The organism is Curtobacterium sp. 24E2 (assembly GCF_016925595.1).
Taxonomy (GTDB): domain Bacteria; phylum Actinomycetota; class Actinomycetes; order Actinomycetales; family Microbacteriaceae; genus Curtobacterium.
In genome coordinates this window covers 83,800-109,397 of record NZ_CP068987.1, presented here as the reverse complement: position 1 = coordinate 109,397, position 25,598 = coordinate 83,800, and the positions used below count along the sequence as shown (strand labels likewise).

The 25,598-nt window shown below is 70.5% G+C and carries 27 protein-coding genes, 1 tRNA gene and 3 pseudogenes; 19 read left to right on the top strand and 12 right to left on the bottom strand.

Features of this window, described 5'->3' with window-relative positions; translation table 11 throughout:
* Positions 1-33 precede the first annotated feature (33 nt).
* The 7 genes from JN350_RS00535 to JN350_RS00505 all read left to right on the top strand — a co-directional run bounded on the left by JN350_RS00535 (position 34) and on the right by JN350_RS00505 (position 6,116).
* Positions 34-507, top strand: coding sequence for a GNAT family N-acetyltransferase (locus JN350_RS00535; RefSeq protein WP_205463214.1), 474 nt, complete (start codon positions 34-36; stop codon positions 505-507).
* Positions 507-1,586, top strand: coding sequence for a DUF2332 family protein (locus JN350_RS00530; RefSeq protein WP_205463213.1), 1,080 nt, complete (start codon positions 507-509; stop codon positions 1,584-1,586). The genes JN350_RS00535 and JN350_RS00530 overlap by 1 nt, the downstream gene beginning before the upstream one ends.
* Before the next feature lie 97 nt (positions 1,587-1,683).
* On the top strand, positions 1,684-1,998 hold the full coding sequence (locus tag JN350_RS00525) for a DUF3263 domain-containing protein (protein ID WP_240347450.1): 315 nt from the start codon (positions 1,684-1,686) through the stop codon (positions 1,996-1,998).
* Positions 1,999-2,122: 124 nt separating this feature from the next.
* Positions 2,123-2,599 carry a LytR C-terminal domain-containing protein gene (locus JN350_RS00520; protein ID WP_205463211.1) on the top strand — a complete coding sequence of 159 codons (477 nt, stop codon included), beginning with the start codon at positions 2,123-2,125 and terminating at the stop codon, positions 2,597-2,599.
* Positions 2,600-2,780: 181 nt separating this feature from the next.
* Complete coding sequence (locus JN350_RS00515) at positions 2,781-2,984, top strand: cold-shock protein (protein ID WP_111085222.1); 204 nt, start codon at positions 2,781-2,783, stop codon at positions 2,982-2,984.
* 261 nt (positions 2,985-3,245) lie between these two features.
* On the top strand, positions 3,246-4,868 hold the full coding sequence (gene groL / locus JN350_RS00510) for a chaperonin GroEL (protein WP_123312014.1): 1,623 nt from the start codon (positions 3,246-3,248) through the stop codon (positions 4,866-4,868).
* Between the two features lie 351 nt (positions 4,869-5,219).
* Positions 5,220-6,116 (top strand): hypothetical protein, encoded by an 897-nt coding sequence (locus JN350_RS00505; RefSeq protein WP_205463210.1) that lies wholly within the window; start codon positions 5,220-5,222, stop codon positions 6,114-6,116.
* A 172-nt stretch (positions 6,117-6,288) separates the two neighbouring features.
* Here the strand turns inward: JN350_RS00505 and JN350_RS20405 are convergent, their stop codons facing one another.
* The 8 genes and pseudogenes from JN350_RS20405 to JN350_RS00475 form a co-directional block, all read right to left on the bottom strand.
* Complete coding sequence (locus JN350_RS20405; protein ID WP_461963389.1) at positions 6,289-6,678, bottom strand: sensor histidine kinase; 390 nt, start codon at positions 6,676-6,678, stop codon at positions 6,289-6,291.
* A complete protein-coding gene (locus JN350_RS00495) occupies positions 6,621-8,012 on the bottom strand; it encodes a sensor histidine kinase (protein WP_205463208.1) in 1,392 nt (463 codons plus the stop codon). Before JN350_RS00495 ends, JN350_RS20405 begins: the two co-directional genes overlap by 58 nt.
* 66 nt (positions 8,013-8,078) lie before the next feature.
* Positions 8,079-8,773 (bottom strand): annotated as a pseudogene (locus tag JN350_RS00490) (response regulator transcription factor).
* A gap of 51 nt (positions 8,774-8,824) precedes the next feature.
* Positions 8,825-9,235 (bottom strand): helicase-related protein, encoded by a 411-nt coding sequence (locus tag JN350_RS20400; protein ID WP_461963387.1) that lies wholly within the window; start codon positions 9,233-9,235, stop codon positions 8,825-8,827.
* On the bottom strand, positions 9,144-9,662 hold the full coding sequence (locus JN350_RS20395; RefSeq protein WP_461964335.1) for a DEAD/DEAH box helicase: 519 nt from the start codon (positions 9,660-9,662) through the stop codon (positions 9,144-9,146). The genes JN350_RS20400 and JN350_RS20395 overlap by 92 nt, the downstream gene beginning before the upstream one ends.
* The gene (locus JN350_RS20390) at positions 9,656-10,525 is read right to left on the bottom strand and encodes a helicase-associated domain-containing protein (protein WP_461963386.1); all 870 of its coding nucleotides are present in this window, start codon (positions 10,523-10,525) and stop codon (positions 9,656-9,658) included. Before JN350_RS20390 ends, JN350_RS20395 begins: the two co-directional genes overlap by 7 nt.
* A gap of 48 nt (positions 10,526-10,573) precedes the next feature.
* Positions 10,574-12,337, bottom strand: coding sequence for a helicase-associated domain-containing protein (locus JN350_RS00480; RefSeq protein ID WP_205463207.1), 1,764 nt, complete (start codon positions 12,335-12,337; stop codon positions 10,574-10,576).
* Positions 12,338-12,365: 28 nt separating this feature from the next.
* Entirely contained in the window at positions 12,366-12,611 is a 246-nt protein-coding gene (locus JN350_RS00475; RefSeq protein ID WP_123340886.1) for a hypothetical protein, read from the bottom strand.
* A gap of 109 nt (positions 12,612-12,720) precedes the next feature.
* Between JN350_RS00475 and JN350_RS00470 the strand changes: the two genes are divergently transcribed.
* On the top strand, positions 12,721-13,098 hold the full coding sequence (locus JN350_RS00470; RefSeq protein WP_131846066.1) for a cold-shock protein: 378 nt from the start codon (positions 12,721-12,723) through the stop codon (positions 13,096-13,098).
* A gap of 4 nt (positions 13,099-13,102) precedes the next feature.
* Positions 13,103-13,816, top strand: a complete 714-nt coding sequence (locus JN350_RS00465; RefSeq protein ID WP_205463206.1) for a DUF3027 domain-containing protein — start codon at positions 13,103-13,105, stop codon at positions 13,814-13,816.
* A 96-nt stretch (positions 13,817-13,912) separates the two neighbouring features.
* On the opposite strand, the gene serC is transcribed toward JN350_RS00465, so the two are convergent.
* Entirely contained in the window at positions 13,913-15,028 is a 1,116-nt protein-coding gene (serC, locus tag JN350_RS00460; protein WP_205463205.1) for a phosphoserine transaminase, read from the bottom strand.
* 174 nt (positions 15,029-15,202) lie between these two features.
* Between serC and JN350_RS00455 the strand changes: the two are divergent.
* The 8 genes and pseudogenes from JN350_RS00455 to argG all read left to right on the top strand — a co-directional run bounded on the left by JN350_RS00455 (position 15,203) and on the right by argG (position 21,952).
* Positions 15,203-15,897 (top strand): annotated as a pseudogene (locus JN350_RS00455) (metal-dependent transcriptional regulator).
* Positions 15,898-16,073: 176 nt separating this feature from the next.
* Entirely contained in the window at positions 16,074-17,108 is a 1,035-nt protein-coding gene (locus JN350_RS19985) for a C40 family peptidase (RefSeq protein ID WP_205463204.1), read from the top strand.
* Between the two features lie 331 nt (positions 17,109-17,439).
* Positions 17,440-17,968, top strand: a pseudogene (locus JN350_RS00445) (HNH endonuclease).
* 167 nt (positions 17,969-18,135) lie between these two features.
* Positions 18,136-18,489, top strand: a complete 354-nt coding sequence (cmtR, locus tag JN350_RS00440; RefSeq protein WP_205463203.1) for a Cd(II)/Pb(II)-sensing metalloregulatory transcriptional regulator CmtR — start codon at positions 18,136-18,138, stop codon at positions 18,487-18,489.
* Positions 18,490-18,497: 8 nt separating this feature from the next.
* Positions 18,498-19,160 carry a cation transporter gene (locus JN350_RS00435; RefSeq protein ID WP_240347449.1) on the top strand — a complete coding sequence of 221 codons (663 nt, stop codon included), beginning with the start codon at positions 18,498-18,500 and terminating at the stop codon, positions 19,158-19,160.
* A 61-nt stretch (positions 19,161-19,221) separates the two neighbouring features.
* On the top strand, positions 19,222-20,325 hold the full coding sequence (locus JN350_RS00430) for an epoxide hydrolase family protein (protein ID WP_205463201.1): 1,104 nt from the start codon (positions 19,222-19,224) through the stop codon (positions 20,323-20,325).
* A 13-nt stretch (positions 20,326-20,338) separates the two neighbouring features.
* Positions 20,339-20,413 (top strand) — tRNA-Arg (locus JN350_RS00425).
* A gap of 96 nt (positions 20,414-20,509) precedes the next feature.
* A complete protein-coding gene (gene argG / locus JN350_RS00420) occupies positions 20,510-21,952 on the top strand; it encodes an argininosuccinate synthase (RefSeq protein ID WP_131877443.1) in 1,443 nt (480 codons plus the stop codon).
* Between the two features lie 123 nt (positions 21,953-22,075).
* Here argG and JN350_RS00415 read toward each other — a convergent pair whose 3' ends face one another.
* Positions 22,076-22,789, bottom strand: a complete 714-nt coding sequence (locus JN350_RS00415; protein ID WP_205463200.1) for an alpha/beta hydrolase — start codon at positions 22,787-22,789, stop codon at positions 22,076-22,078.
* A 215-nt stretch (positions 22,790-23,004) separates the two neighbouring features.
* Here JN350_RS00415 and JN350_RS00410 point away from each other — a divergent pair, with 215 nt between their 5' ends.
* The gene (locus JN350_RS00410; protein ID WP_205463199.1) at positions 23,005-23,172 is read left to right on the top strand and encodes a hypothetical protein; all 168 of its coding nucleotides are present in this window, start codon (positions 23,005-23,007) and stop codon (positions 23,170-23,172) included.
* 40 nt (positions 23,173-23,212) lie between these two features.
* Positions 23,213-23,815, top strand: a complete 603-nt coding sequence (locus tag JN350_RS00405) for a copper resistance CopC family protein (protein WP_205463198.1) — start codon at positions 23,213-23,215, stop codon at positions 23,813-23,815.
* Positions 23,816-24,067: 252 nt separating this feature from the next.
* On the opposite strand, the gene JN350_RS00400 is transcribed toward JN350_RS00405, so the two are convergent.
* On the bottom strand, positions 24,068-24,844 hold the full coding sequence (locus JN350_RS00400) for an MATE family efflux transporter (RefSeq protein WP_205463197.1): 777 nt from the start codon (positions 24,842-24,844) through the stop codon (positions 24,068-24,070).
* Positions 24,823-25,503, bottom strand: coding sequence for an MATE family efflux transporter (locus JN350_RS00395; RefSeq protein WP_205463196.1), 681 nt, complete (start codon positions 25,501-25,503; stop codon positions 24,823-24,825). The genes JN350_RS00400 and JN350_RS00395 overlap by 22 nt, the downstream gene beginning before the upstream one ends.
* Positions 25,504-25,598: the final 95 nt, after the last annotated feature.

Below are 25,598 nucleotides of genomic sequence, written 5' to 3'. Positions count from 1 at the left end.
GGCACTCCCGACCACTTCAGTAAACTCGCGACGATGTCCGAGCATTCCGTGCACCACGCCCGCTGGACCCGTCTGACGACGGACGAACTGTACGGCATCGTGGTGCTCCGGAACCGCGTCTTCGCACTCGAACAACGGGTGACGGCCGAGGACTTCGACGGCCGTGACCGCGAGCCCGAGACCGAGCACTGGTGGTTCGGTACGGACGCCGGAGCGGTTGGGTACCTGCGCCTGATCCGACCGGCTGCCGACGAGGAACACCCGGCGGACGCACCGCCGCCGTCCTGGGTGATCGGCCGGGTCGCGACGCACCCCGACCACCGTGGGCAGGGCATCGCCGGCCGGCTCGTCGCCGCCGTGCTCGCGGCCCACGGGCACGAACCCGTCGTCCTGCACGCCCAGGAGTACGTCGCCGCGCTCTACGAACGCCACGGCTTCGTCCGGTTCGGGGCACCCTACGACGAAGCCGGCATCCGGCACGTCGGCATGCACCGCCCGGGGCGCTGATGGACACCCTCGGCCGCTACGCCGCCTACGCCGACCGCATCGAGGCCGTGTCCCCGTCCTACGCCGCCTGGGCGCGGTCACTCGACCCCGGGTTGGTCGCGCTCCTCGACGAGGTGGCCGAGCAGCAGCGGCAGCCGGAACTGCTCTTCGCGGTCGCGCGGCGGCTCGGCGCGGATCCGTCGGACCCCGGTGCGCTGCGCGCGATCGGTCGGGAGGCCCGCCCCGCCCTGGTCGCAGCGCTCGCCTCCGCCACGGTGCAGGCCAACGACCCGCGGCGGCTCGGTCCCGTCGTCCCGCTGTTCGCGGCGCTCGCCGAGCGGGCCTCGCGGCCGCTCGGGCTGGTGGACGCGGGCGCCGCCGCCGGGCTCTGCTCGATCCCGGACCGGGTCACGCTCGACCACCGGACGTCGGAGTCCCGGGTGCCGGCGGATCGCGCCCCGGAGCTGTCGTCGCGCCCCGACTCCTCGGGGCGCGACGACCACGGCGGGGTGCGCACCGAGCTCGTCCGGATGCACACGGCGGTCGACGAACCCGCGGTCCGTCTCGTCGCAGAAGTCTCCGGGGTCCTTCCGGCTCCGGCGAGCAGGCCGATCCGGATCGGCGCGCGGATCGCCCTCGACCCGAACCCGATCGACCTCGCCGCACCGGGCGCGTTCGACCGTCTGGTGCACGCGGTCCCACCGGAGGCCCTGGACCGGATCGCCCTGATGCGCGAGGCGGCGCGCGCGACGCTCGCCGTGCCTCCCGTCCGGATCCGGGGCACGCTGCCGGGTGACCTCGACCGTGCACTGGACGCCCTGCCGGACGACGTGGAGCCGGTCGTGCTGACCACCGGCACCCTGGTCTACGTGCCGGGCGCCGAGCGTCAGCGGTTCGTGGACCGCGTCCGCGAGCGCGGCGTGCACTGGATCGCACTCGAGCGCACCGGGATCCTGCGTGGTGTGGCGGCGACGCTGCCCGAGGACGTCGACCCCGCAGATCAGGACGCCTTCGCCACGGCCTCGATCGACGGCACCGCGGTCGCCGTCTCGGACCCGTTCGGCACGCACGTGCGCTGGCTCCGCGACCCGAACCTGTGACCGGTGTTCGCGACAGTCCAGCGCCGTGCCAGGGTCCGGATGCGCTCGGCCCCTACGATGTGCGAGACCCGTTCCCCGATACGTGATCGGAACCGCCGTGACCAGCCCCACCGACGAGCAGCGCACCGCTGGCGAACTCAGTGAGCTCGCCAAGCACGTGCTGTCGTTCGAGCACGACCGGGCACGGCACGACCGCACGAAGGAAGCGGAGATCCGGGTCGAGTTCGAGATGTCGGCGGCGCGCTACTACCAGGTGCTCAACCGCGTGATCGACTCGCCGGCGGCACTCGCGTACGACCCGCAGCTCGTCACCAGGCTGCAGCGGCTCCGACATGCGCGCACCAGCGCCCGGGCCTCGCGCAGCTTCGTCGCGCCCGGAGCAGCTCCCGAAGGACGTGAAGAGGAACGATGAGCACCAGATTCCCCCGTGACCGGTTCGACGACGTCGCCGACGGCCCCGGGTCGGCGCACACCGCGGTGCCCAGCGCCGCGGCCGTGGCTGGATCGTCTTCGCCTGGGCGGCACTCGCGACCGGCGTGCTCGTCGGCATCGGCGTGCTCGCCCTCGCGCTGCTCAACGGCAGCTACTCGTTCAGCGGGTCGGACTCGCCCTCGGCGTCGTCGACCTCGTCTGCCACATCGAAGCCGTCCGCGTCCGCCACCTCGAACCCCTCGGCGTCGTCGTCGGCCGGGTCGGGTGCCGACTCCGGCGCTGCCGCTGCGACGCCGGCACAGCAGGGCACGACCACCGTCGTCGTCCTGAACGGCACGACCACCTCCGGCCTCGCTGCCCGGGCCAGTGCGGCGCTGACCGGTGCCGGCTGGGGAGTCGCCTCGACCGGGGACGCCGGCACGACCGGGTCGACCTCGACGATCGTGTACTACCAGCAGGCCGCACAGGCAGCAGTCGCCCAGGGCATCGCGAAGCAGCTCGGGGTGACCGCCGTGCAGCAGTCGACGGCGTTCCCGAACGCCGACGTGAGCGTCGTGCTCGGAGCCGACTACACCGGCTGATCCGCATTCCGCGGGCGCTTTCCGCCCGCCTTTGTGACGGTCGTGTTTCGGGCACGTTGATTTCTGACGGAATCGACGTGAAACGACGTCACACCTCTTGCCTGATCGGCGCGCTTCGAGCAGAGTCCCTTGCAGACGACGAACACGTCGTTCGCACAGCAGTACCAGGGAGCAAGAGATCATGGCCAACGGAACCGTGAAGTGGTTCAACGCTGAAAAGGGCTTCGGCTTCATCACCGTCGATGGAGGAGGCCAGGACGTGTTCGTGCACTACTCGGCCATCGACATGTCGGGTTACAAGGTCCTCGAGGAGGGCCAGGCAGTGGTGTTCGACGTCGGCACCGGGTCGAAGGGCCCGCAGGCGGAGGCAGTCCGACCGGCCTGAACGCACGACACTCATCGCGAACGCGCCGTCCCGTCAGGGGCGGCGCGTTCGTCGTGCGCGGTCCGTGCAGCGTGACGTGCATGGCGGGCGGCCCGTGGCGGTGGTCGAGGTGTGCTGTTTGCGGGGCGTGTCCTGGGAAGACGTGACGAGCCTCCCGATCGTGTTGCACTCGCACCGGTCGAGTGCCAGAATCGGCGTTGGCACTCGCTCACGTTGAGTGCCAGCACGACCCCACGACGTCCGGGAGGGACGAGAACTCACATGGCTAAGATCATTGCTTTCGACGAGGAGGCCCGCCGTGGCCTCGAGCGCGGCCTGAACCAGCTGGCCGACGCCGTGAAGGTGACGCTCGGCCCGCGCGGCCGCAACGTCGTCCTCGAGAAGAAGTGGGGCGCCCCCACGATCACGAACGACGGTGTCTCCATCGCCAAGGAGATCGAGCTCGACGACCCGTACGAGAAGATCGGTGCGGAGCTCGTCAAGGAGGTCGCCAAGAAGACCGACGACGTCGCCGGTGACGGTACGACCACCGCGACCGTCCTCGCCCAGGCACTCGTCCGCGAGGGCCTCCGCAACGTCGCCGCCGGCGCCGACCCCGTGTCGCTCAAGCGCGGCATCGAGAAGGCCGTCTCCGCCGTCTCCGACCAGCTCCTCGCCAACGCGAAGGACATCGAGACCAAGGACCAGATCGCCGCGACCGCGTCGATCTCGGCTGCGGACCCGACCATCGGCGCGCTCATCGCCGAGGCCATCGACAAGGTCGGCAAGGAAGGTGTCGTCACCGTCGAGGAGTCGAACACCTTCGGCACCGAGCTCGAGCTGACCGAGGGCATGCGCTTCGACAAGGGCTACCTGTCGCAGTACTTCGTCACCGACCCCGAGCGTCAGGAAGCCGTCTTCGAGGACGCCTACATCCTGATCGTCAACTCGAAGATCTCGAACATCAAGGACCTCCTGCCGGTCGTCGACAAGGTGATCCAGGCGGGCAAGCAGCTCCTGATCATCGCCGAGGACGTCGACGGCGAGGCCCTGGCAACGCTCGTCGTGAACAAGATCCGCGGCATCTTCAAGTCCGTCGCCGTCAAGGCCCCGGGCTTCGGTGACCGCCGCAAGGCCATGCTGCAGGACATCGCGATCCTGACCGGTGGCCAGGTCATCTCGGAAGAGGTCGGCCTCAAGCTCGAGAACGCGACGCTCGACCTGCTCGGTCGTGCCCGCAAGGTCGTCATCACCAAGGACGAGACCACGATCGTCGAGGGTGCCGGCGACGCCGAGCAGATCGCCGGCCGTGTCCGCCAGATCCGCTCCGAGATCGAGGCGACCGACTCCGATTACGACCGCGAGAAGCTCCAGGAGCGCCTCGCGAAGCTCGCCGGTGGCGTCGCCGTCATCAAGGCGGGTGCCGCGACCGAGGTCGAGCTCAAGGAGCGCAAGCACCGCATCGAGGACGCCGTCCGCAACGCGAAGGCTGCCGTCGAAGAGGGCATCGTCGCCGGTGGTGGCGTCGCCCTCATCCAGGCCGGTGCCGTCGCGCTCGAGGCCCTCGAGCTCGAGGGTGACGAGGCGACCGGTGCGAACATCGTCCGCGTCGCGATCGACGCGCCGCTCAAGCAGATCGCGCTGAACGCCGGTCTCGAGCCGGGTGTCGTCGCCGCCAAGGTGCGCGAGCTCGAGTCGGGTTGGGGCCTCAACGCCGCGACCGGCGAGTACGTCGACCTCATCGCCGCGGGCATCATCGACCCGGCCAAGGTCACGCGTTCGGCGCTGCAGAACGCTGCGTCGATCGCCGGTCTGTTCCTGACGACCGAGGTCGTCGTCGCCGACAAGCCCGAGCGTGCCGCGGCCGCTCCGGCCGGCGACCCGACGGGTGGCATGGACTTCTAGGCAGTCCTGTTCGAAGGGCCCCGCACGCTGCGCGTGCGGGCCCTTCCGCGTGCGGGGGTGTGGTCTTGTGCGTGCGGCGGGGGCTTGCGCGTGGGGCGGGCGCGTGCGGCGGGAGGTCACAACACCCCGCTCTAGTTCGCCGAGCGGTCACAAACCGTCGGTTCGGCCCGTTCCAGTCGACACGTCGTGACCGCTCGGCGGCGCCGCAGCGGGGAGTCCTAGCCGGCTCCTGCGTGCGGCTTGCGGGTGTCTTGGGTCGTCTCTCCCGCACAGGAGGCCCGGCTCACCTCGTTCTCCACAGGTTCCGTGCGCGCGAGGTCGGCTCGAGTGCCCCACAACGACCATGACGGCATGCCAGCTGCCCGCCGCCTTCCTGCTCCGTTCGACCGTTCCACCTTCCGCGTGGCCGATGCGGTGGAGCACGGCATCGATCGGGAACGACTTCGACGTGCCGACCTGGCAGCCCCGGTCCACGGTGTGCGTGCCCCGATCGACTCGTCGGACTTCATCGACGCCGTCGCGCTGGTCATGCGTCCCGACCAGTTCTTCAGTCACACGACTGCCGCCGAGATCTGGGGCGCGCCACTGCCGCAGTCGGTGCGCTCGGTCGGCCCGGTGCACGTCTCGACCACGCGGGACGGGTACCGGATGCGGCGGCCCGGGGTGGCCGCACACCGTCTCGACCGACCAAGGACCGTCGAACACCGCGGGTTCCTGGTCAGCGTCCCCGCACAGATGTGGTTCGAGTGCGCCGGCGTGCTCCAGCGTGACGCCCTGGTCGCGATCGGGGACCACCTCGTCGGACCCGCCGGGCTGGCGACGGCGGACGACCTCCGTGCGTCGATCCGACCCGGAACACGCTTCGCGGTCGCTGCTCGGCGTGCGCTGGACCTCGTCCGGCCCGGCGCGGAGTCCCCTCGGGAGACGTGGCTCCGCCTGGCAGTCATCGATGCGGGGTTCCCCGAGCCGGAGCTGAACGTCGACGTGCACGACGGTACGGGGAAGTTCCTCGGCCGCGTCGACATGGCGTGGTCGGAGTTCGGCATCGCGTTGGAGTACGACGGCGACCACCACCGCGAGCGCGACACCTTCCGACACGATCAGCGGAGGGACAACGGGTTCGTGGTGAACGACTGGCTCGTGATCCACGCGACGGCATCGGATGCACACCGACCCGCGGTGTTGTTCGAGCGGCTTCGCCAGGCGTTCGAGGTCCGAGCGGTCAGAAGTCGTCGGCGGTCAGCGTGATCGCCGCGATCGCCGCGCACAGAGACAGGTCGTCGCGCGGTCACGACACGTCGCCAGCCGGTCGTCGGGTGGTCACGAACTGTCGTCCGCCGAGCGCACAGACGACAGATCGTGACCGCTCGGCGGCGTCGAACGGGGTGTTGTGACCGGGCGGGACGGCCGGGCGACCCCGTCAGGCGGCGTAGTCGCGGGGCAGCAGCGGCAGCCAGACGCGGAAGGTCGCGCCGCCGCCCTCGGTGTCGAAGACCTCGACCGAGCCGTGGTGTGCCGCGACGATGCCCGACACGATGGCGAGCCCGAGGCCCGAGCCACCGGTGTCCCGCGCACGCGAGGTGTCGGCTCGCCAGAACCGCTGGAAGATCTTGTCGCGCAGCTGCGCCGGGATCCCCTCACCGTGGTCGATGACGTCGATGTGGGCCATGCCGCGGTCGTCATCCACCCCGACGCCGATCTCGATCGGGTCGTCGTGCTCGGTGAACCGCATGGCGTTGCCCATCAGGTTCGTCACGATCTGGCGGATCTTGTTCTCCTCCGCCAGCACGATCGGGGGACGCTTGGGCATGACGACCGTGGGCAGTGGCGTCGTCTCGTCGGTGGGGGCGGCACCGGCCTCGATGTCCATCGCCCGGGTCCGCCGAGCACGCAGCCGCGCGATCGTCTGCCGCGAGAACGCGATGGGGCCGGTGGTGTTCGCCGACGTCGGCGATGCCGGGGGACCTCGCCCGTGTCGGACGACGAGCCCGACGAGTCCGACGACCCCGACGAGAGCGACGACGACGACGCGCGCGGCCGCACGGCCTGGGGCACGCTCTCGCCCGTCAAGGCGTCCTCGACGAGCACCTGGATCTCGCGGTCCGGGTTGGACGCCATGGTGTCGAGCGCCGAGTCACGGGCGATCGCCACGAGGTCGACCGGACCGAGCTCGAGCGGCTTCGACTCGTCGATGCGGGCGAGCTGGAGCAGGTCCTGCACGAGCAGGCCCATCCGCTTCGCCTCTTTCTCGATGCGCTCCATCGCCTGGGCGACGTCTTCTTCCTTGCGGAGGGCGCCCATCCGGTAGAGCTCGGCGTACCCGCGCAGGGACACCAGCGGGGTGCGGAGTTCGTGCGAGGCGTCGCCGACGAACCGGCGCATCTGGTCGATGGTGCGCTGGCGGTCCTCGAACGCGGTGTCGATGCGCTCGAGCATGACGTTGAGGGAGCGGTTCAGGCGCCCGACCTCGGTGTTCGGGGTGTCGGCCTCGAGGCGCTGGTTGAAGTCCCCGGCGGCGAAGCGCGCGGCGGTGTCCTCGACGTCGCGCAGCGGGTCGAACGTGGCGGTGACGAGCAGCCGTGTGAGCATGGCGCCGAGCAGGATCACGGAGATGCCGAAGCCCAGGAAGATGACGGTGAACCGGGCGATGGTCTGGTCGGTGTCGGCGCTCGACACCGCGACGAGCACGAAGCCGGTCTCGGTGGAGCCGTCGGACTGGTTCTGCAGCGATGCCGGGATGATCTGGGCGCGCCACTCGTGGTTGTGCTGGCTGTCGTAGAGCGAGAAGCGCGCACCGTTCTGCGCTGCCGTCGAGAAGTCGAGTTCGCGGACGTCCGGTCGGCTGGACGCCGGCGTCTCGCAGATCTGGTCGCCGTCGGCGTCGTACGCGGCGACGTAGGCGCTCTGCGACAGCACGACCGACAGCTTGCAGTACTGCTCGCCGTCGCTGATGTTCTGGCCCTCGAGCTGCTCCGTGGTGCCCTTGACGTTGTTGTCGAGCTGCGCCATCAGGTACGTCGACAGGACGGTCATGGTGCCGAGCCCGGCGACGAGCAGGCCGAGCGCGACCAGGAGCACCGTGATCCCGGTGATCTTGGTGCGCAGGGAGATCCCGTCCCACCAGCGGTTCATTCGCGTGTGCATGCTGCCTCAACGATAGACAGCGGCCGCCCGGTGAAACCGGACGGCCGCCGTGAAGAACGGTCGGTGCTACGAGGCCTTGGAGGCCTTCAGCATGTACCCGAAGCCGCGCTTGGTCTGGATGATCGGCTCGGCCGAGTACTGGTCGAGCTTGCGGCGCAGGTACGAGATGTAGCTCTCGACGATGCCCGCGTCGCCGTTGAAGTCGTACTCCCACACGTGGTCGAGGATCTGTGCCTTCGACAGCACGCGGTTGGGGTTGAGCATCAGGTAGCGGAGCAGCTTGAACTCGGTGGGGAGAGTTCGATCTGCGCGTCGCCGATCGTGACCTCGTGCGTGTCCTGGTCCATGGTGAGCTCGCCGGCGCGGATGATCGCGTCTTCCTCGTCGTTCATGGTGCGACGCAGGATGGCCTTGATGCGGGCGACGATCTCGTCGAGGGAGAACGGCTTGGTGACGTAGTCGTCGCCGCCGACGGTGAGGCCGGTGATCTTGTCCTCGGTGTCGTCCTTCGCGGTGAGGAACAGGATCGGCGAGGTGTAACCCGACGACCGCAGGCGCTTGGTGACGCCGAAGCCGTTCATGTCGGGGAGCATCACGTCGAGGATGATCAGGTCGGGTTCTTCCTCGAGCACGGCCGAGATCGCCTGTGCGCCGTTGCCGACGGCACGGACGGCGAACCCGGCGAAGCGCAACGAGGTCGTCAGGAGGTCGCGGATGTTCGGCTCGTCGTCGACGATCAGGATCTTGGGGCCATCGCTCATGGTCCTATCTTCTGACCGTTCCCTAATGGTTTCCTGAGAGCGGTGCGTACGTCAGCCCACGGGCGCCTGGACCTGGTCGGCATCCAGGATCGTGTAGGAGTACCCCTGCTCCGCGAGGAACCGCTGCCGGTTCTGCGCGAAGTCCTGGTCGACGGTGTCCCGCGCGACGAGCGTGTAGAACGACGCCGGCAGGCCGTCCTTGTTCGGACGGAGCAGTCGACCGAGGCGCTGCGCCTCTTCCTGCCGTGACCCGAACGACCCGGAGACCTGGATCGCGACGGTGGCGTCGGGCAGGTCGATCGAGAAGTTCGCGACCTTCGACACGACGAGCACGTCCACCTCGCCGGCACGGAACGCGTCGTACAGCCGCTCACGTTCGTCGACCGGGGTCGCACCCGTGATCTCGGCCGCGTCGAGCGACGCCGCCAGTTCGTCGAGCTGGTCGATGTACTGCCCGATCACCAGGATCTGCTCGCCGCGGTGCTTCTCGATGAGCCTCGCGGACGACCGGGGTCTTCGCGGGCGACGTGGCGGCGAGCCGGTAGCGCTCGTCGTCGCTCGAGGCCGCGTACTCCAGGCGCTCCTGGTGCGGCAGGTCGATGCGGACCTCGTAGCACTCGGCTGGGGAGATGTAGCCCTGCGCCTCGATCTCCTTCCACGGGGCGTCGTAGCGCTTCGGGCCGATGAGCGAGAACACGTCCCCCTCGCGGCCGTCCTCGCGCACGAGCGTCGCGGTCAGGCCCAGGCGTCGGCGGGCCTGCAGGTCAGCGGTCAGCTTGAACACCGGGGCGGGCAGCAGGTGCACCTCGTCGTAGACGATGAGGCCCCAGTCGAGGGCGTCGAGCAGCGACAGGTGCGTGTACTCGCCCTTCCGCCGGGCGGTCAGGATCTGGTAGGTCGCGATCGTGACCGGCCGGATCTCCTTGACGCTGCCCGAGTACTCGCCGATGTCCTCGGGCTGCAGGGTCGTGCGCTTGAGGAGCCTCGCTGCGCCACTGCCGTGCGGACACGGTGTTCGTCACGAGGATGAGCGTGGTCGCCTTGACGGTCGCCATCGCCCCGGCACCGACCAGGGTCTTGCCGGCACCACAGGGCAGCACGACGACCCCGGACCCCTGCGCGAAGAAGGTGTCGACGGCCTGCTCCTGGTACGGGCGCATGTGCCACTCGGCCGTGTCGAGGTCGATGGGGTGCGGCTGCCCGGGTGTGTAGCCCGCCAGGTCCTCGGCCGGCCAGCCGAGCTTCACGAGTTCCTGCTTGATCTGCCCGCGCGCCCACGGCTGCAGCCTCGACCTCGGAGGGGTTCCGCATGTCGCCGAGCAGGGGCTTGATCCGCTTCGACCGGATGACCTCGGCCAGCACGGACGGGTCCTCGGCGGTCAGGAGCAGGACGGGCAGGCGCTCGAGTTCCTCGGTGGGGGAGTTCGCGATGACCGGGGCGTCCTCGCGTTCCTCGCGCCGGATGACGAGTCGGCCGTAGCGGGACACCGTGTCGCGGATGTCCACGGTGACGCTCTGCGGGACCGGGAACTTGGCGAAGCGCTCGAGGGTGGCGATCATCGCCTCGGCGTCGTGTCCGGCGGCCCGTGCGTTCCACAGGCCGAGGCGGGTGATGCGGTAGGTGTGCACGTGCTCAGGGGCGCGTTCGAGTTCGGCGAAGGCCGCGAGCTCGTGGCGTGCGTCCTCGGCGTCGGGGTGAGCGACCTCGAGGAGCACGGTGCGGTCGCTCTGCACGATCAGCGGTCCGTTCATGACCTGCCAGCCTAGCCGTCGTCACCTGCGTTCGGGTGACCGTGCACCTCAGGCGTCGCTCTCGACCGCCACGACGAGCGACAGCGGCAGCGTGCGCTCGACGTCGACGCTGGTGTCGCGCCCACGGACGCGTCCGGCGGCGACCGAGGTCGGGATGATCGAGAACGGCCGTTCGGAGCCGTCCGGCATCCGCACCGTCAGCCGGATCGGCGTGCGACCGCGCACGGCCAGGTCGATCTGCCGCCCCAGCCACTCCTGCTCGGGTTCCGCGTCGCCACGCTGGGTGGTCAGGCGGAGCCGTTCCACGAGTGCGTGCGCCGCCTGTTCCGGCGAGCGTCCGGTGGGACTGCGCCGACCGGGAGGCCCGTGGTGCGTCTCGGGGCGGGCCCCGGTCGCGAGCACGGCCGGGTAGCGCTGGTCCTCGAGCGCGGTGTGCACGACGTGCGCCGGGTAGCGGGTGGTGAGCGTCGTCAGGTCGCTGCGCTCCCACGCCATCTGCCGGAGCTCGACGTCCACACCGATCAGGTCGAGCTGGTCCGCGGTGCCGCGCACCACGGTGCCGACCCCGCCCTCGCCGCGGTCGACGACGATGCTGCCGTCGCGTCCGGCGACCTGGTCGACCAGGTAGGCGAGGGGCTGCGGGACCCCGGTCGACGACAGGCGGGTGAGCAGCGCCAGGACGTCGTCGCGGGAGTGCCCGGCACGGAACGCCGTGCGCAGGGTGTCCTCGGAGATGCGGTAGCGGGCGGCCAGACCGGGTGCCTCGAGCACGGCGACCGTGCGCAGGGCGGCGTCGTCGACCGGCGCGAGGGGACCGGGGGCGATCACCGTCAGGTCGTGCTGCAGGTACACCTGGTCGACGGTGCCGGGCAGGTCATCCGCCGCGGGCCCGGCGTCGCCGTCCAACAGTGCTCGGCCGGTGCTCGTGACGATGCCGTCGACCGCGAGTCCGAGCGACGCGGCGGTGCCGGCCGCGTCGAGCAGCACGGAGTCGAGCCAGCGCGAGCCCGCCGGGTACGCCCAACGGCCGAGTGCCACGAGGTCGCGCAGGTCGTCGTCGGCGAGGGCGAGGACCTCGTGCACCGCGGGGCCGAGCGTGTCCGCCCACGCCGACACTAACGTCGCCCAGCGGTCCGGCCAGTCGGCGACGAGCCAGTCCTGTCCGGCGTCGGTGACCGTCCACCGGCCGGAGCCCGGGTCGGCGAACCCGACCCGGTCGAGCAGTGCGAGGCGTCCGGGCACGACGTCGGCGTCGGTGCCGATGCGCTCGGCCAGGGTCTTGGCGAGCGGCGTGCCGATGCCGCCCTTGACGAGCTCGCGGACGGTGCCGGCGTCCACCGCACGCAGCAGCTCGGCGAGCACGGTCATGCTCGAGAACGCCTGCTCCGCGCCCGTGGTGCGCGCGCGGTCCTGGCCGGCCACGTCGTCGGCGTGGGTGGCGCGGTCGGGGCGATCCGGGCCTCCCGTCGATCGCAGTGCCACGAGGTCGGGGTGGGCGGCCACGCGTGCGGCGACCGCGTCGTCGACGGCGCCGTCCTCGTCGGCCAGGCCGAGCGTGATCGCCGGACCGAGGCGGTCGGCGTCCCCGCCGTCGCGGAGCGCCAGGATCGTGGCGCGGGGCAGGTGCTCGACGGCGGCGTCGACGGCGTCGTCGGTGCGGAGCGCCTCGGCCAGGTCGAAGAAGTCGGTGATCCGTTGCGGACCGGTCTCGCCGAGGGCGGCCGGGGGCAGGCTCCGCGCAGCGACGAGTCGTTCGAGGGAGTCGTCCGGCAACGCCCGGAGTCGGGCGGCCAGGTCGGCGGTGGTCGTCATCGTCCGTTGCCAGCGTCCGGGGCGGACGTCAGCGAGCCGTCCGGTTGGCTCGTGCGCGGCGCGTCCAGGTGATGGCGAGGAGCGTGAAGACCAGGACCATGCCGATCGGGAAGCCGACGAGCGGGATCGCCATGATCACCGGCCACGGCATGGAGCCCTGCGCGCTCGGGACCGTCAGCCACATGACGATCATCGCCGCCATGCAGAGGAACGCAGCGATGAAGATGCCACCGACCATGAACGCCAGAGCGCGTTCGGTACGATTGAACGTCACCGGGGGTTCTGCGGAATCCTGCGGGTTCCCGGTTGATCGGGTCGGATTGGCCATCGACCCAGGATATCCGACGCACCACGGCCGTACCACGACCTCGAGGAGTCCACGCATGCCCACCGGCAAGGTCAAGTTCTACGACGACGACAAGGGCTTCGGCTTCATCACCGGAGACGACGGCGACCAGGTGTTCCTGCACGCGTCCTCGCTGCCCGAGGGCGTCGTGACCGTGAAGGCGGGATCCCGGCTCGAGTACGGCGTCGTGCAGGGCAAGAAGGGGTCGCAGGCACTGTCCGTGCGGCTCCTCGACCCGCAGCCGTCGTTGTCCCGGATGACCCGTCGCTCCGCGGACGACATGGCCGTGATCGTCGAGGACCTGGTGAAGGAACTCGACCGGATCAGCGGAGACCTCCGCCACGGCCGCTACCCGAAGAACGGCGATCGACTCGCCGCCATCCTGCGGCACGTCGCAGACCAGTTGGAGGCGTGACGCCATGACAGACAGCGACGCAGTACCCGTTGACTACACCGACCTGGCGCGGACCGCGCTGCTCGAGGTGACGCCCGAGTCGAGCATCGGCGCGCCCGTCGGCACCGTGGACGAAGGCGACGGCGTCGTCTCCGTCCTGTTCGCGAACCGCATGCCGGGCTACCCCGGCTGGCGCTGGACCGTCAGCGTCGCGAAGGTCGGCGACGAGGACCCCACCGTGCTCGAGGTCGAGCTGATGCCCGGCGACGGCTCGCTCGTGGCACCGGAGTGGGTGCCGTGGTCCGAGCGACTGGCCGAGTACCGGGCGGCGCAGGACCACGAGTCGGACGAGGAGTCCGACGACGACGAGCACGACGACGACTTCGATGACGAGTCGGATGAGGACGACGACGAGGACGCCGACTACGACGACTCGGACGACGACGAAGCCGACGACGAGTCGGATGACGACGAGGACGACGACGACGCCGAGTTCGAAGCGGACGAGGACGACCTCGACGAACCGGACGACGACGACATCGATGGTGTGGACGTCGACGCGCTCGCCGACGCCTCGGAGCCGGACGCCTCCGAGCCGGACGACGAGGACGTCGACGAAGCGCCGCAGCCGCCCCGCCGTCGTCGCGCGCAGCGCGTGCAGCCCGTCGACCCGGACGCCGACCTCGACGGCGCCCAGCTCGATGCCGGCGAGGTCGACCCGGACTTCCACCGCTCCTGACACGCACCCGAAGAACGACGAAGCACCACGGGATCCCGTGGTGCTTCGTCGTTTCCGTGGTGTTCGTCGCTGGCGCTGGCCTGCGCGACGGACGGGTCAGCGCAGGGCGTCGACCGTGAAGTCGATCGCCTGCACGAGCTTCGCGACGTCGTCCGGGTCGATCGCGGTGAACGTCGCGACGCGCAGCTGGTTGCGCCCGAGCTTCCGGTACGGCTCGGTGTCGACGATGCCGTTCGCGCGCAGGGTCGCGGCGACGGCCTTGGCGTCGATCGAGTCGTCGAGGTCGATCGTGGCGACGACCTGCGAGCGGGCTGCGGGGTCGGTCACGAACGGCGTCGCGTAGTCGACCGACTCGGCCCAGTCGTACAGCGTCGACGACGAGGTCTTCGTGCGGGTGTCCGCCCAGGCCAGGCCGCCGGACTCGTTGATCCAGCGGACCTGGTCGTCGAGCAGCAACAGCGTCGAGATCGCCGGGGTGTTCAGCGTCTGGTTCAGGCGCGAGTTGTCGACGGCGTTCTTGAGCGACAGGAACTCGGGGATGTACCGACCGCTCGCTGCGATGCGCTCGATGCGCTCGATCGCGGCAGGGGAGAACAGCGCGAGCCACAGGCCGCCGTCCGAGGCGAAGTTCTTCTGCGGCGCGAAGTAGTAGACGTCGGTGGCGTCCACGTCGAACGCGGCACCACCGGCGGCGCTCGTGGCGTCGACGACCGTGAGCGCTCCGGCATCACCGGTGGCGCGGACGACCGGGGCCATGACACCGGTCGAGGTCTCGTTGTGGGGGTAGGCGTAGACGTCGACGCCGTCGACGGGCTCGAGCGCGGCGAGCGATCCGCCGGGGGCCTCGACGACGTGCGGTGCCTCGAGCCAGGGGGCGCTGGCGGCCTTGGCGAACTTCGATCCGAACTCGCCGAAGGACAGGTTCTCGGCACGGCGCTCGATGAGGCCGAACGCGGCGGCGTCCCAGAACGCGGTCGAACCGCCGTTGCCGAGGACGACCTCGTAGCCCTCGGGGACCTCGAACAGGTCGGCGAGCCCGGAGCGGACGCTGCCGACCAGGTCCTTCACGGGCTTCTGGCGGTGGGACGTGCCGAGGATCGTGGCCCCGCGCGTCACGAGGGACTCGAGCTGCGCGCCGCGGATCTTGGACGGTCCGCAGCCGAAGCGGCCGTCGGTGGGGAGGAGTTCGGCGGGGATGACGATGTCTGCCATGCGCCGATCCTACCGAGCGTGATCCCAGTGCTGGTGCGTCTGTACCGGCCGGACGGGGAGGCCGGGACCACCGCGGCCGCGGCCCTCTTCTTGCCCCGTGCAAGTGTCGGTCGGAGTTCGTCGGTCCGAACAAGTAGGGTGGTGGCCGCTGGGCCCAGACATGAGAGGCGGACCGTGACCGATCTCGTCGACACCACGGAGATGTACCTTCGCACCATCCTCGACTTGGAGGAGGAGGCGATCGTTCCGCTGCGCGCTCGCATCTCGGAGCGCCTCGGCCACTCGGGCCCGACGGTCTCGCAGACCATCGCCCGCATGGAGCGCGACGGCCTGGTCGTCGTCTCCGGCGACCGCCACCTCGAGCTCACCGACGAAGGGCGCTCCCGAGCCACCCACGTCATGCGCAAGCACCGTCTGGCGGAGCGCCTGCTGGCCGACGTCATCGGACTCGACTGGGCGTTCGTCCACGACGAGGCCTGCCGGTGGGAACACGTCATGAGCGAGCAAGTCGAGGTCCGCCTGCTCGAGATGCTCGGCAACCCGACCGAGTCGCCCTACGGCAACCCGATCCCCGGCCTGGCCGAGATCGGCGGCCCCGCAGCCGCCGGGTTCCTCGACGGCGTGCAGAACATCGTCGCCGCGACCGAGGGCACCGACGCCGTCGCGACCGGTGTCATCCGTCGTCTGGGCGAGCCCGTGCAGTTCGAGCCCGAGCTCCTGCACCAGCTCCGCACGGCCGGCGTCATGCCCGGTCGTCTGGCGAGCGTGCAGCGCGCCGGGGCCTACGTCGCCGTCCGCGTCGAGGGCGAGGACTCGGGCATCGAGCTCCCGTCGAGGTCGCGCAGCACGTGTACATCGAGCGAGACTGATTTCCTGCCCCTGACCAGGGCTTCTTAACCGTTTCGTTACAAACGGCCCGTTTCATCTCGACAAGGTAACGACGGCCCCGTACACTCGTCGAGTCCCCGGCTGCGCCTGAGCCGGAGACCCGTGGCAGGACGTCTCGAACCCGTCTCCTGCCTCGATCGGAAACGATGACGAACGGATGGGGTTGCACGCCGTCGGACACCCACGGCAGCGTGATGACGAGACGCCGGAGACCACACCCTTGACGCAGACCGGTTCCGCCGCGGACGACCAGACGCCCGCGAACCCGACGAACACCGAGAACGCCACCGACGCACCGCTCACCCGGCGGTCCGTCCGCCAGGCCGACACCCGCCCGACCCGCAAGGTCGTCCCGGTCCGCTCCGCCCCGCTCCCCGGTGGCCGTCGAGCCGCACAGGCCGCAGCCACGGCGACCGCAGCCAAGGCGACCTCGTCGTCGCGCAAGCGCAAGTTCCTCGCGCCCATCGTCCTGACCGTCGCGGCCGGCATGTTCGGCACCGTGGCCGTCGCCCCGGCCTTCGCCGCGCAGCCCTCCACCAGCACCGACGCCGCGAACGCGCAGCGTCAGGTCCGCGCGACCGAGAGCCAGGAGTTCTCGGTGTCCGACGCCGTCGCGCTGGCCGGCACGAGCCGCGACGGCTACGGCGCCACCTCGACGGCGACGCTCGACGCACGAGCGGCGGCCAAGCAGGCTGCAGCCGACCAGGCCGAGGCGACCGCGGAGCAGGCCGAGCAGGCAGCATCGGCCACGCAGGCGGCGCGCGCCCAGACCGCCGAGCAGTACGCCTCGTACACCGGTCCGTCCGCCGCCGACTACGTGGCCAGCTCCAGCGCCGCGGACACCCCGTTCTCGCTGCCGGCCGTGGTCGCCACCGCCAAGCAGTACATCGGTACCCCGTACGTCTTCGGCGGTGCCGATCCGTCCGGCTTCGACTGCTCGGGCTACGTCATGTTCGTCTACGCCCAGTACGGCATCAACCTCGCGCACTCCGTGCCGCTGCAGGACCAGGCCGGCACCACGATCCCCGAGTCCGAGGCGCAGCCCGGCGACGTCGTCATCTTCAACAACGAGGCGCACGACGGCTTCTACATGGGCAACGGCATGATCATGGACGCCCCGAAGCCCGGTGGCTCCGTGTCGATCCGTCCCATCTGGACCAGCGACTACCACATCGTCCGCTTCGGCATCTGAGGCATCCGACCCGACCGCGGGGCATCGAACCCGTGAACATCGCCGAAACCGGCCCGCACACCCTCGTGCCGGGCCGGTTTCTGACGTAGCCTGGCGCTGCACCGGTCCGCAAGGCCCCGAGCAGGGAGACCCCATGTCGTTGTTCCGCACGACCCGCACCATGGGTCGGCGCGCGCGCATCGACATACGGTCGACCACCGCCTGCGTGCACGAGCACGCCCCTGCATGACCAGAGCACTGCCCTTCCGGGTGGTGCTCTTCGTGGTTCAGGGGACGTGTGCGCGAGCGACGGTCACCTGCGAAGGACCCCGGTCCGACGCAGCCGCAGCGCCTGGAAGCCGTCCAGGCACGTCGGAAGGGAACCAATGCGCACTTCGTCCTCAACGCCGGTTACGAGCCCCTCGCGGTGATCTCGTTCCGACGAGCCCTCGTGCTGGTCATGAACCAGAAGGCCTCCGTCGTCGCAGCCGACCTCGAACACCCGGTCACCGGGTCGACCTCGAGCTTCTGATCGGCCGTCCGTCATCATCCTCACCCGGTACGTGCGCATCCCGCACTCGAGACTCGTGCCGGTGTCGCGCCGCGGAGTCCTGCGCCGTGACGCCAACCGGTGCGCGTACTGCGACCGGCACGCGACGACGATCGACCACGTGCAGCCGAAGTCGCGCGGTGGGCAGGACTCGTGGGAGAACCTCGTGGCCTGCTGCCTGGCGTGCAACAACGAGAAGGGTGATCGCACCCCGCAGGAGATGGGGTGGCGGCTGCGTTTCCGTCCGAAGATCCCGCACGGCTCGTCGTGGGTCGTGCGCGGGATCGAGCGTCCGCAGGCGGAGTGGGACGAGTACCTCGTGGCCGCGTAGCGGCCTGCGCCGCAGGCGCCCGGTGGGCACGAGACGACGGGTCGCGGGTGGCGACCTGTCGCCTTGTGCCCACCCCGTGGCGGACGGGAGGCCCGTGGCGGCCCCGCCACGGGCCTCCCGTCCGCCGTTCGCTCGCGACACGTCAGCGAACGCTGTATGGTCAGCGCATGCTGACCATGGCTCCGCGGCTCGACGTCATGCACCGGCTCGGCCGGGCGATGGCGGACCGGACGCGCTCCCGGATCCTGCTCGAGATGCTCGAAGCGCCCGTCTACCCGGGCCGGCTCGCGGCCGAACTCGGGCTGACCCGGTCCAACGTCTCGAACCACCTCGCGTGCCTGCGCGGATGCGGCATCGTCGTCGCGGTGCCCGAGGGGCGTTCCACCCGCTACGAGATCGCCGACCCGCACCTCGGGGCCGCGATCCGCTCGCTCCTCGAAGTCGTGCTCGCCGTCGACGACGGCGAAGCGTGCACCGACGAGGACTGCGACGTCCCGCTCTGCTGCGGGCCCGGCGCATGACCAGGGTGATGGCTCCGGTCGTCCCCGATCGCCGACTGGTGCTGCAGCGACGGATCCGGTTGATCGTCGCCGCGACGATCACGTACAACGTCATCGAGGCGGTCATCGCGATCGCAGCCGGTTCGGTGGCGTCCTCGACCGCGCTGATCGGCTTCGGACTCGACTCCGTCGTCGAGGTCCTGTCCGCCGCTGCCGTCGCGTGGCAGTTCGCCGGGCCGGACCCCGAAGCGCGGGAGCGCGTCACGCTCAAGGTCATCGCAGTGTCGTTCTTCGCACTGGCGCTGTACGTCAGTGTCGACGCGGTGCTGACCCTGACCGGGCTGCGCGAGCCGGAGCACAGCACCGTCGGGATCGTGTTGGCGGCGGTCAGCCTGGCCGTGATGCCGTTCCTCAGCCTGTTCGAGCGTCGCACGGGCAAGGAACTCGGTTCGGCGTCGGCGATCGCGGACTCCAAGCAGACCCTGGTGTGCAGCTACCTGTCCGCCGCGGTGCTGGTCGGTCTGCTCCTGAACACGTTGTTCGGGTGGTCGTGGGCGGATCCGGTGGCCGGCCTGGTGGTCGTCGTGTTCGCGGTGCGCGAGGGGCTCGAGGCCTGGCGGGGCGATGCCTGCAAGCAGCCGGTCGCCGCCCTGACCGGCGAGCGCGCGGTCGACGCCTGCGACTGCTGCTGACGCGGGCTCGGGTGCGTTGACCGCCGTCCGCGTGTCGGTCCCGCTGAGTAGCGTCGCGGGCATGGGCGAGACACCGCAGATCGACGACGCGACCATCGAGGACCTCCGCGCGCGACTGCGGGCCACGCGCTGGCCGGACGCCCTCGCTGGCGCTGGTTGGTCGCTCGGGGCGGACGTCGACGAGCTCCGGTCACTCATCGAGTACTGGGCAGACGGCTTCGACTTCGACGCGCACCGGGCGGCGCTCGCCGCACTGCCCAGCCGACGGCTGACGATCGACGGCACCGGGATCCACGTGCTGCACGCCCGAGCGGACACGCCCGACGCACTGCCGCTCCTGCTTGCCCACGGCTGGCCGGACTCCGGATGGCGGTACCGCAAGGTCCTGCCGATGCTCGTCGAGGCCGGCTTCGACGTGATCGTGCCGGACATGCCCGGGTACGGGTTCTCCGACGCCCCACCGCAGCCGATCGACGCCCGAGCGGTCGCCGGCATGTGGGCCGAGCTGATGACCGAGCTCGGCTACGAACGCTTCGCGGTCGCCGGCGGGGACATCGGCACCCACGTCGCCCGCTACCTCGCGCTCGACCACGCCGACCGGGTCGTCGCCGTGCACCGCATCGACGGCGGGCTCGCCTGGCCCGGCATCGACCTGGACGCGTTGTCGCCGGAGGAACGCGGGTTCGTCGCGGCGACCGCCCGGTGGCGCGACGCCGAGGGTGCCTACGCGATGATGCACCGCACCAAGCCGCAGACCGTCGCGGTCGGCCTGAACGACTCACCGGCCGGGCTCGCCGCGTGGATCGTCGAGAAGCTGCGGTCGTGGAGCGACTGCGACGGTGACCTGTGGTCCGTCTACACGCGGGACGAGGTGCTCGCGCTCCTGACCGAGTACTGGGCCACCGGCACGATCGGCTCGGCGATGCGGATGTACCACGCGAACGCCGCGATCCCGGCGGACCAGCTCGCCCGCCGGGTCGAGGTGCCCTCCGGTTTCTCGCTGTTCCCCGGCGACCTGGTGGAGCCGCCGCGGGCGTGGCTCGAGCGGACGACGAACCTGGTGTCGTACCGGATGATGCCGCGCGGCGGGCACTTCGCGCCGTTCGAGCAACCGGCGCTGTACGTCGACGAGCTCACGACCTTCCTGGAGCCGTTCCGCCGCTAGAGTGGACGGGCCAGCCTCTGTAGCTCAATGGAAGAGCAGTTCCGTCCTAAGGAAACGGTTGGGGGTTCGAGTCCCTCCAGGGGCACCAACAGGTCGCGCCTTCCAGGGGCACTTTGCCGGGCAGTTCTCCACAACCGTCGCGCTGGACGGTAGCGACCCCCGGTCTCCCCGTACGATTGACCCCGTGTCCAAGGTCCTGAGCAGTCTCCCCGTCGGCGAACGAGTCGGCATCGCGTTCTCAGGGGGTCTCGACACCTCCTGCGCCGTTGCCTGGATGCGCGAGAAGGGGGCGATCCCCTGCACGTACACGGCCGACATCGGTCAGTACGACGAGCCGGACATCGACGCCGTCCCGAGCCGCGCCCACGAGTACGGTGCCGAGATCGCCCGCCTGGTCGACGCGAAGAGCGCCCTGGTGGAAGAGGGCCTCGTCGCCCTGCAGACCGGCGCGTTCCACATCCGTTCCGGCGGCAAGACGTACTTCAACACGACGCCCCTCGGTCGTGCGGTGACGGGCACGATGCTCGTCCGTGCGATGAAGGAGGACGGCGTCGACATCTGGGGTGACGGCTCCACCTACAAGGGCAACGACATCGAGCGGTTCTACCGCTACGGCCTGATGGCCAACCCGCGTCTGCGCGTCTACAAGCCGTGGCTGGACTCCGAGTTCGTCGAGGAGCTCGGCGGTCGCAAGGAGATGAGCGAGTGGCTCGTCGCCCGCGGCTTCCCGTACCGCGACTCCACCGAGAAGGCGTACTCGACCGACGCCAACATCTGGGGTGCCACGCACGAGGCGAAGAGCCTCGAAGAGCTCTCGAGCGGCCTGGACATCGTCGAGCCGATCATGGGCGTCGCCGCCTGGCGTGACGACGTCGAGGTCGCCACCGAGGTCGTCAGCATCCGCTTCGAGGCCGGACGCCCCGTCGCGATCAACGGCCAGGAGTACACGGACGCCGTCGCACTCGTCTACGAGGCGAACGCGATCGGCGGTCGTCACGGCCTCGGCGCGTCCGACCAGATCGAGAACCGCATCATCGAGGCGAAGAGCCGCGGCATCTACGAGGCACCGGGCATGGCCCTGCTGCACATCGCGTACGAGCGGCTGCTCAACGCGATCCACAACGAGGACACGGTCGCGTCGTACCACAACGAGGGCCGCCGACTCGGGCGTCTGATGTACGAGGGCCGCTGGCTCGACCCGCAGTCGCTCATGCTCCGCGAGTCCCTGCAGCGCTGGGTCGCCTCGGCCGTCACCGGCGAGGTCACGTTGCGCCTGCGTCGCGGCGACGACTACACGATCCTCGACACGACGGGTCCGGCGCTGTCGTACCACCCCGACAAGCTCTCGATGGAGCGTGTCGGCGACGCCGCCTTCGGTCCGGACGACCGCATCGGTCAGCTGACGATGCGCAACCTCGACATCGCGGACTCCCGCTCAAGGCTCGAGCAGTACGCGGCGGCCGGTCTCATCGGCGGTGCGACGGCCGAGCTCGTCGGCGAGCTCGAGGCGGGCGAGTCCGAGGAGATCCTCGGTGGCGCCGTCATCGCCTCGGACGCCGAGGATGCACTCGGACGCCGGACGGACCTCGCCTCCGAGGGCGCAGCCTTCGACTCCGGCACCGACTGACGAGCGCAGCGCCACGGGACCGGTACCACGCGGCCGGTCACGCGCCGTGGACGCGCAACGAGCATGACGGGAGGCGCGGTGCCAGCTGGCACCGCGCCTCCTGTCCGTCGTCCTGCCGCCGGCTCAGGCCGCGGCGCCTCCGAGCAGCAGCTCCAGCTGCTCGACGACCACGTCGGGCCGCGTGACGAACGGGTGGTGCCCGGTCGGCACGTCGACGCTCCGCGTCGCCCGCGCCGCGTGCGCGCGCTGCAGCCCGACGGTGGTGCTGCGGTCCTCGGTGCAGACGAGGGAGGTCGAGTCGACGTCCTGCCACCCGGCCGCCGTCGTCGGCGTCACGAACGCCCCCGCCGACTGGGCGGTCACCCGCTCCCATGCCGCTCGCTGCGTGTTCCCGTCGGCGTCCTGCAGGAAGCGCGCACCGAAGGACGCAGCGTCGTAGCCGGCGACGGCGAGGACACCGTCACCGGCCGGGCCGATCGACACGGGGTCGGGCTCGTCGGCCATGATGCCGGCCTGCGCGGAGCCGACGTCGGGCAGGTACGAGGACACATACAGCAGGTGCGCGACGGCGTCATGTCGTCCGGCCTCGGCGATGACGGTGCCGCCGTAGGAGTGCCCGACGACGATCGCCCCGTCGCTGTCGTCGAGGGCGGCGCGCAGGGCGGCTGCGTCCTCGGCGAGCCCACCGTCAGGGTGGCCCGACGGCCCCTCACCGCAGGAGGGCAGCGCGACCGCCCGACTGCGGATGCCGGTGCGGCTGTGCAGCAGGTCGGCGGTGGGCTGCCACCACCAGGCACCGTCGCGGACCAGGGCGCCGTGGACGAAGAGGATCTCCATGCCCCGACGCTACGGCGATCCGCGCGGCGGCGCGCGGTCGGCCGAGAAGCGCATCGGACTCGACGACATCGGACGGAACCCCTACCGTGGAGGAACTGGATCGGTCATCAGGGACCCGTCGTCACGATGCTCCCCACACGCTTGTGGGGTCTGGCACAGCGGGTCGATCCGGACGAATCCGAGATGCGCATCATCTCGACGAAGGGCTGGTCATCATGGCCGCCAGAATGCAGCACGACTGGCACCGTCACGGTCTCCGGTCGCCCGAGGACCTCGAAGCCCTCGTGGCCGAACGCCTCGAAGGAACGGGCCACGCGTCCACCAGCACGGGCGACGCACGGCGCGAGCCGTCCTACGCGGACTTCCTCGGCGAGCAGCTCTGAGCCGTCCGCTCCGCTGCTCTACGGCTTGTAGAGTCTGTGCATGCGGACAGGACGAACGACGGCAGCTTCCCTCGCGATCGTCATCGGTGGGGTGTTCGCGATCCTCGGGGTCCAGCCGGCATCGGCGCACTCGGCGCTGACGAGCAGCACGCCCGCTGACGGCGCGGTCGTCACCGAACCGCTCGACCGCGTCGACCTGACGTTCAGCGAGGCTCCGCTCGCGGGTCTCGACGCCGGGCTGCGGATCCAGGTCACCGACGCCGCTGGTACTGACGTGTCGACGGGCGAGGTGACCGTCTCCGGCATGACGATGGGCAAGGCCGTCGATCTCGAGGCCGGTGCGTACACGGTGCTCTGGCGGTACGTGTCGCCGGACGGGCACCCGATCGACGGCTCGTACGGGTTCGAGTACCGGGCCGCTGTCGCGACGAATCCGGCGACGACGGAGCCCACGTCGGGCGCCGTCACGCCTACTCCGACGTCGACCGCGACGGCCACCGGTGCCTCCGATGGTGCGCCCGACTCGGCGCCGGGCATCGCCCCGGGTGTCTGGGTCGCGCTCGGCGCCGGCACGGTCCTCGCCGCCGGGGCCGTCGTCGTGCTCCTCCTGCGCCGCGGCGGCCGCGGTCGCGGTCGCGCGTAGCGCGCCCCGCTCACTTCGTGAGCAGAAATGGTCGGGTCGCCTTCCGGGACCCGACCATTCCTGCGCACCATGCGCCGCGCCTGCAACCCGGCCACGCACCGGACGGGAGGCCCGTCACCCGGCCGCCACGGGCCTCCCGTCCGACGCCGGCCGCGTTCACCCCCGCTTCGTGAGCAGAAGAGGTCGGGTCCTGGAACGGGACCCGACCTCGTCTGCTCACCATGCGCACGAGCGCGTGCCAAGAGCACCGCGTTACGCGGCGGGCACCTCCTCGAGCGCGGCGTCCGCCCGCTCCTCGCTGCCGGCGGCCAGGCCGCGCGCGATCTTCCCGCGCGACGCCAGCCACAGCACCACCGCGGCGACGAACACGATGACCTCGGTGACGGTCAGCGCCCAGATGATCCCGGCGAGTCCGAACCACAGGTTGCCGACGATGACGATCGGGATGAACAGCACGCCCTGCGCCAGCGACAGCACCATCGCGGGCAGCACCATGCCGGTCGCCTGGAACAGCGAGGTGAGCAATCCCGTGAACCCGTTCACGATGGCGGCGACGAGCTGCGCCGTCAGGATCGTCAGGCCGATCGCGAGGACCGCGTGGTCGCCGGAGAAGATCGTGAAGACCTGCTCGCGGAACGTGAACACCGCGCCGGAGAACACGAGGACGATCGCCCCCACCGTGAAGGCAGCTCCGCGCAGGGCGGCCCGGAGTCGTGCAGCGTCGCCCTTGCCGAACGCGTAGGCGAGCAGCGGCAGTACGCCGATCGTGACGCCCATCACCAGGAACTCCGGCACCTGTGCGATGCGGACCGCGACGCCCATGGCGGCGAGCGGGTCGTCGCCGTAGGCGGCGGCGAGGTTGTTGAGCACGAGCGTCGTGACGATCAGGAAGGCGGACTGCAGCAGTTCGCCGACGCCGATGCCGAAGACGGGCTTCAGGATGTCGGCACGGAGCGTGAACCACTTCGGCGCGAAGCTGACGTTCTCGCTGTTCCGCTGCAGCCAGGTCACCCAGTAGGCGATCGACACGACGTTCGCGAGTCCGACGGCCAGTGCTGCACCGCCGACCCCCAGTGCAGCAGGAGGATGAAGAGCACGTCGAACACCAGGTTCCCGATGGTCGACAGGACCAGGCCGACCATCGCCTGGCGTGCGGCACCCTCGGAGCGGACGATCTGCTCGAGGGCGAACGACGAGGCGAGCACCGGGACGAACGCGAGCATCACGGCGACGTACTCGCTCGTGGCGGGGACGGCTGCGGCATCGGCACCGAGCACGGCAACCAGCGGGCGCAGGAACACGAGCCCGACGACGGCCAGGACCGCGCCGGTGACGACGGCTCCCCAGAGGGCGAACGAGGCGACGTGCTTGATGTCCTGCGCCTTGGCGGGGTCGTGTTCCGAGGCGCCGAGCAAGCGGGACATCAGGGCGCTGCCGCCGACGCCGAACACACCGCCGACGGCCATCACGATGCCGAGCAGCGGAGTGCCGAACGTGATCGCGGCGAGCAGCGACGTGTCGTGCTGCGAGCCGATGAAGCCGGCGTTGATGACGTTGTACAGGGCGCTGACGACCATCGCCGCGGCCATCGGCACACACAGGTGCACGAGGGCTCGGGCGATCGGGGCGGCGGAGAGGTACCAGCGGTTGGTGGCCGCGGCGGTGTTCTCGGGGGTCGTGGTGGTCATGACTGCCTCCTTCTGGGCAGGGCGGAGGGCGCGACGGGATGCCGTCGCGTGCGGGGTGGGGCCGGGAGGCCCGTGGCGCGTCGAGCGCGCCGGTG

Bases quoted from the DNA above. Each gene is read 5' to 3' on its own strand.
- JN350_RS00465 (WP_205463206.1), top strand. From the start codon at position 13,103: ATGACAGACAGCGACGCAGTACCCGTTGACTACACCGACCTGGCGCGG.
- JN350_RS00470 (WP_131846066.1), top strand. From the start codon at position 12,721: ATGCCCACCGGCAAGGTCAAGTTCTACGACGACGACAAGGGCTTCGGC.
- JN350_RS00535 (WP_205463214.1), top strand. From the start codon at position 34: ATGTCCGAGCATTCCGTGCACCACGCCCGCTGGACCCGTCTGACGACG.
- JN350_RS00435 (WP_240347449.1), top strand. From the start codon at position 18,498: ATGGCTCCGGTCGTCCCCGATCGCCGACTGGTGCTGCAGCGACGGATC.
- JN350_RS00405 (WP_205463198.1), top strand. From the start codon at position 23,213: ATGCGGACAGGACGAACGACGGCAGCTTCCCTCGCGATCGTCATCGGT.
- JN350_RS00430 (WP_205463201.1), top strand. From the start codon at position 19,222: ATGGGCGAGACACCGCAGATCGACGACGCGACCATCGAGGACCTCCGC.
- JN350_RS00515 (WP_111085222.1), top strand. From the start codon at position 2,781: ATGGCCAACGGAACCGTGAAGTGGTTCAACGCTGAAAAGGGCTTCGGC.
- JN350_RS00410 (WP_205463199.1), top strand. From the start codon at position 23,005: ATGGCCGCCAGAATGCAGCACGACTGGCACCGTCACGGTCTCCGGTCG.
- JN350_RS00480 (WP_205463207.1), bottom strand. From the start codon at position 12,337: ATGACGACCACCGCCGACCTGGCCGCCCGACTCCGGGCGTTGCCGGAC.
- JN350_RS00415 (WP_205463200.1), bottom strand. From the start codon at position 22,789: ATGGAGATCCTCTTCGTCCACGGCGCCCTGGTCCGCGACGGTGCCTGG.
- JN350_RS20390 (WP_461963386.1), bottom strand. From the start codon at position 10,525: ATGAACGGACCGCTGATCGTGCAGAGCGACCGCACCGTGCTCCTCGAG.
- JN350_RS20405 (WP_461963389.1), bottom strand. From the start codon at position 6,678: ATGCCCAAGCGTCCCCCGATCGTGCTGGCGGAGGAGAACAAGATCCGC.
- JN350_RS00495 (WP_205463208.1), bottom strand. From the start codon at position 8,012: ATGCACACGCGAATGAACCGCTGGTGGGACGGGATCTCCCTGCGCACC.
- JN350_RS00395 (WP_205463196.1), bottom strand. From the start codon at position 25,503: ATGACCACCACGACCCCCGAGAACACCGCCGCGGCCACCAACCGCTGG.
- JN350_RS00505 (WP_205463210.1), top strand. From the start codon at position 5,220: ATGCCAGCTGCCCGCCGCCTTCCTGCTCCGTTCGACCGTTCCACCTTC.
- serC (WP_205463205.1), bottom strand. From the start codon at position 15,028: ATGGCAGACATCGTCATCCCCGCCGAACTCCTCCCCACCGACGGCCGC.
- cmtR (WP_205463203.1), top strand. From the start codon at position 18,136: ATGCTGACCATGGCTCCGCGGCTCGACGTCATGCACCGGCTCGGCCGG.
- JN350_RS00530 (WP_205463213.1), top strand. From the start codon at position 507: ATGGACACCCTCGGCCGCTACGCCGCCTACGCCGACCGCATCGAGGCC.
- groL (WP_123312014.1), top strand. From the start codon at position 3,246: ATGGCTAAGATCATTGCTTTCGACGAGGAGGCCCGCCGTGGCCTCGAG.
- JN350_RS19985 (WP_205463204.1), top strand. From the start codon at position 16,074: ATGGGGTTGCACGCCGTCGGACACCCACGGCAGCGTGATGACGAGACG.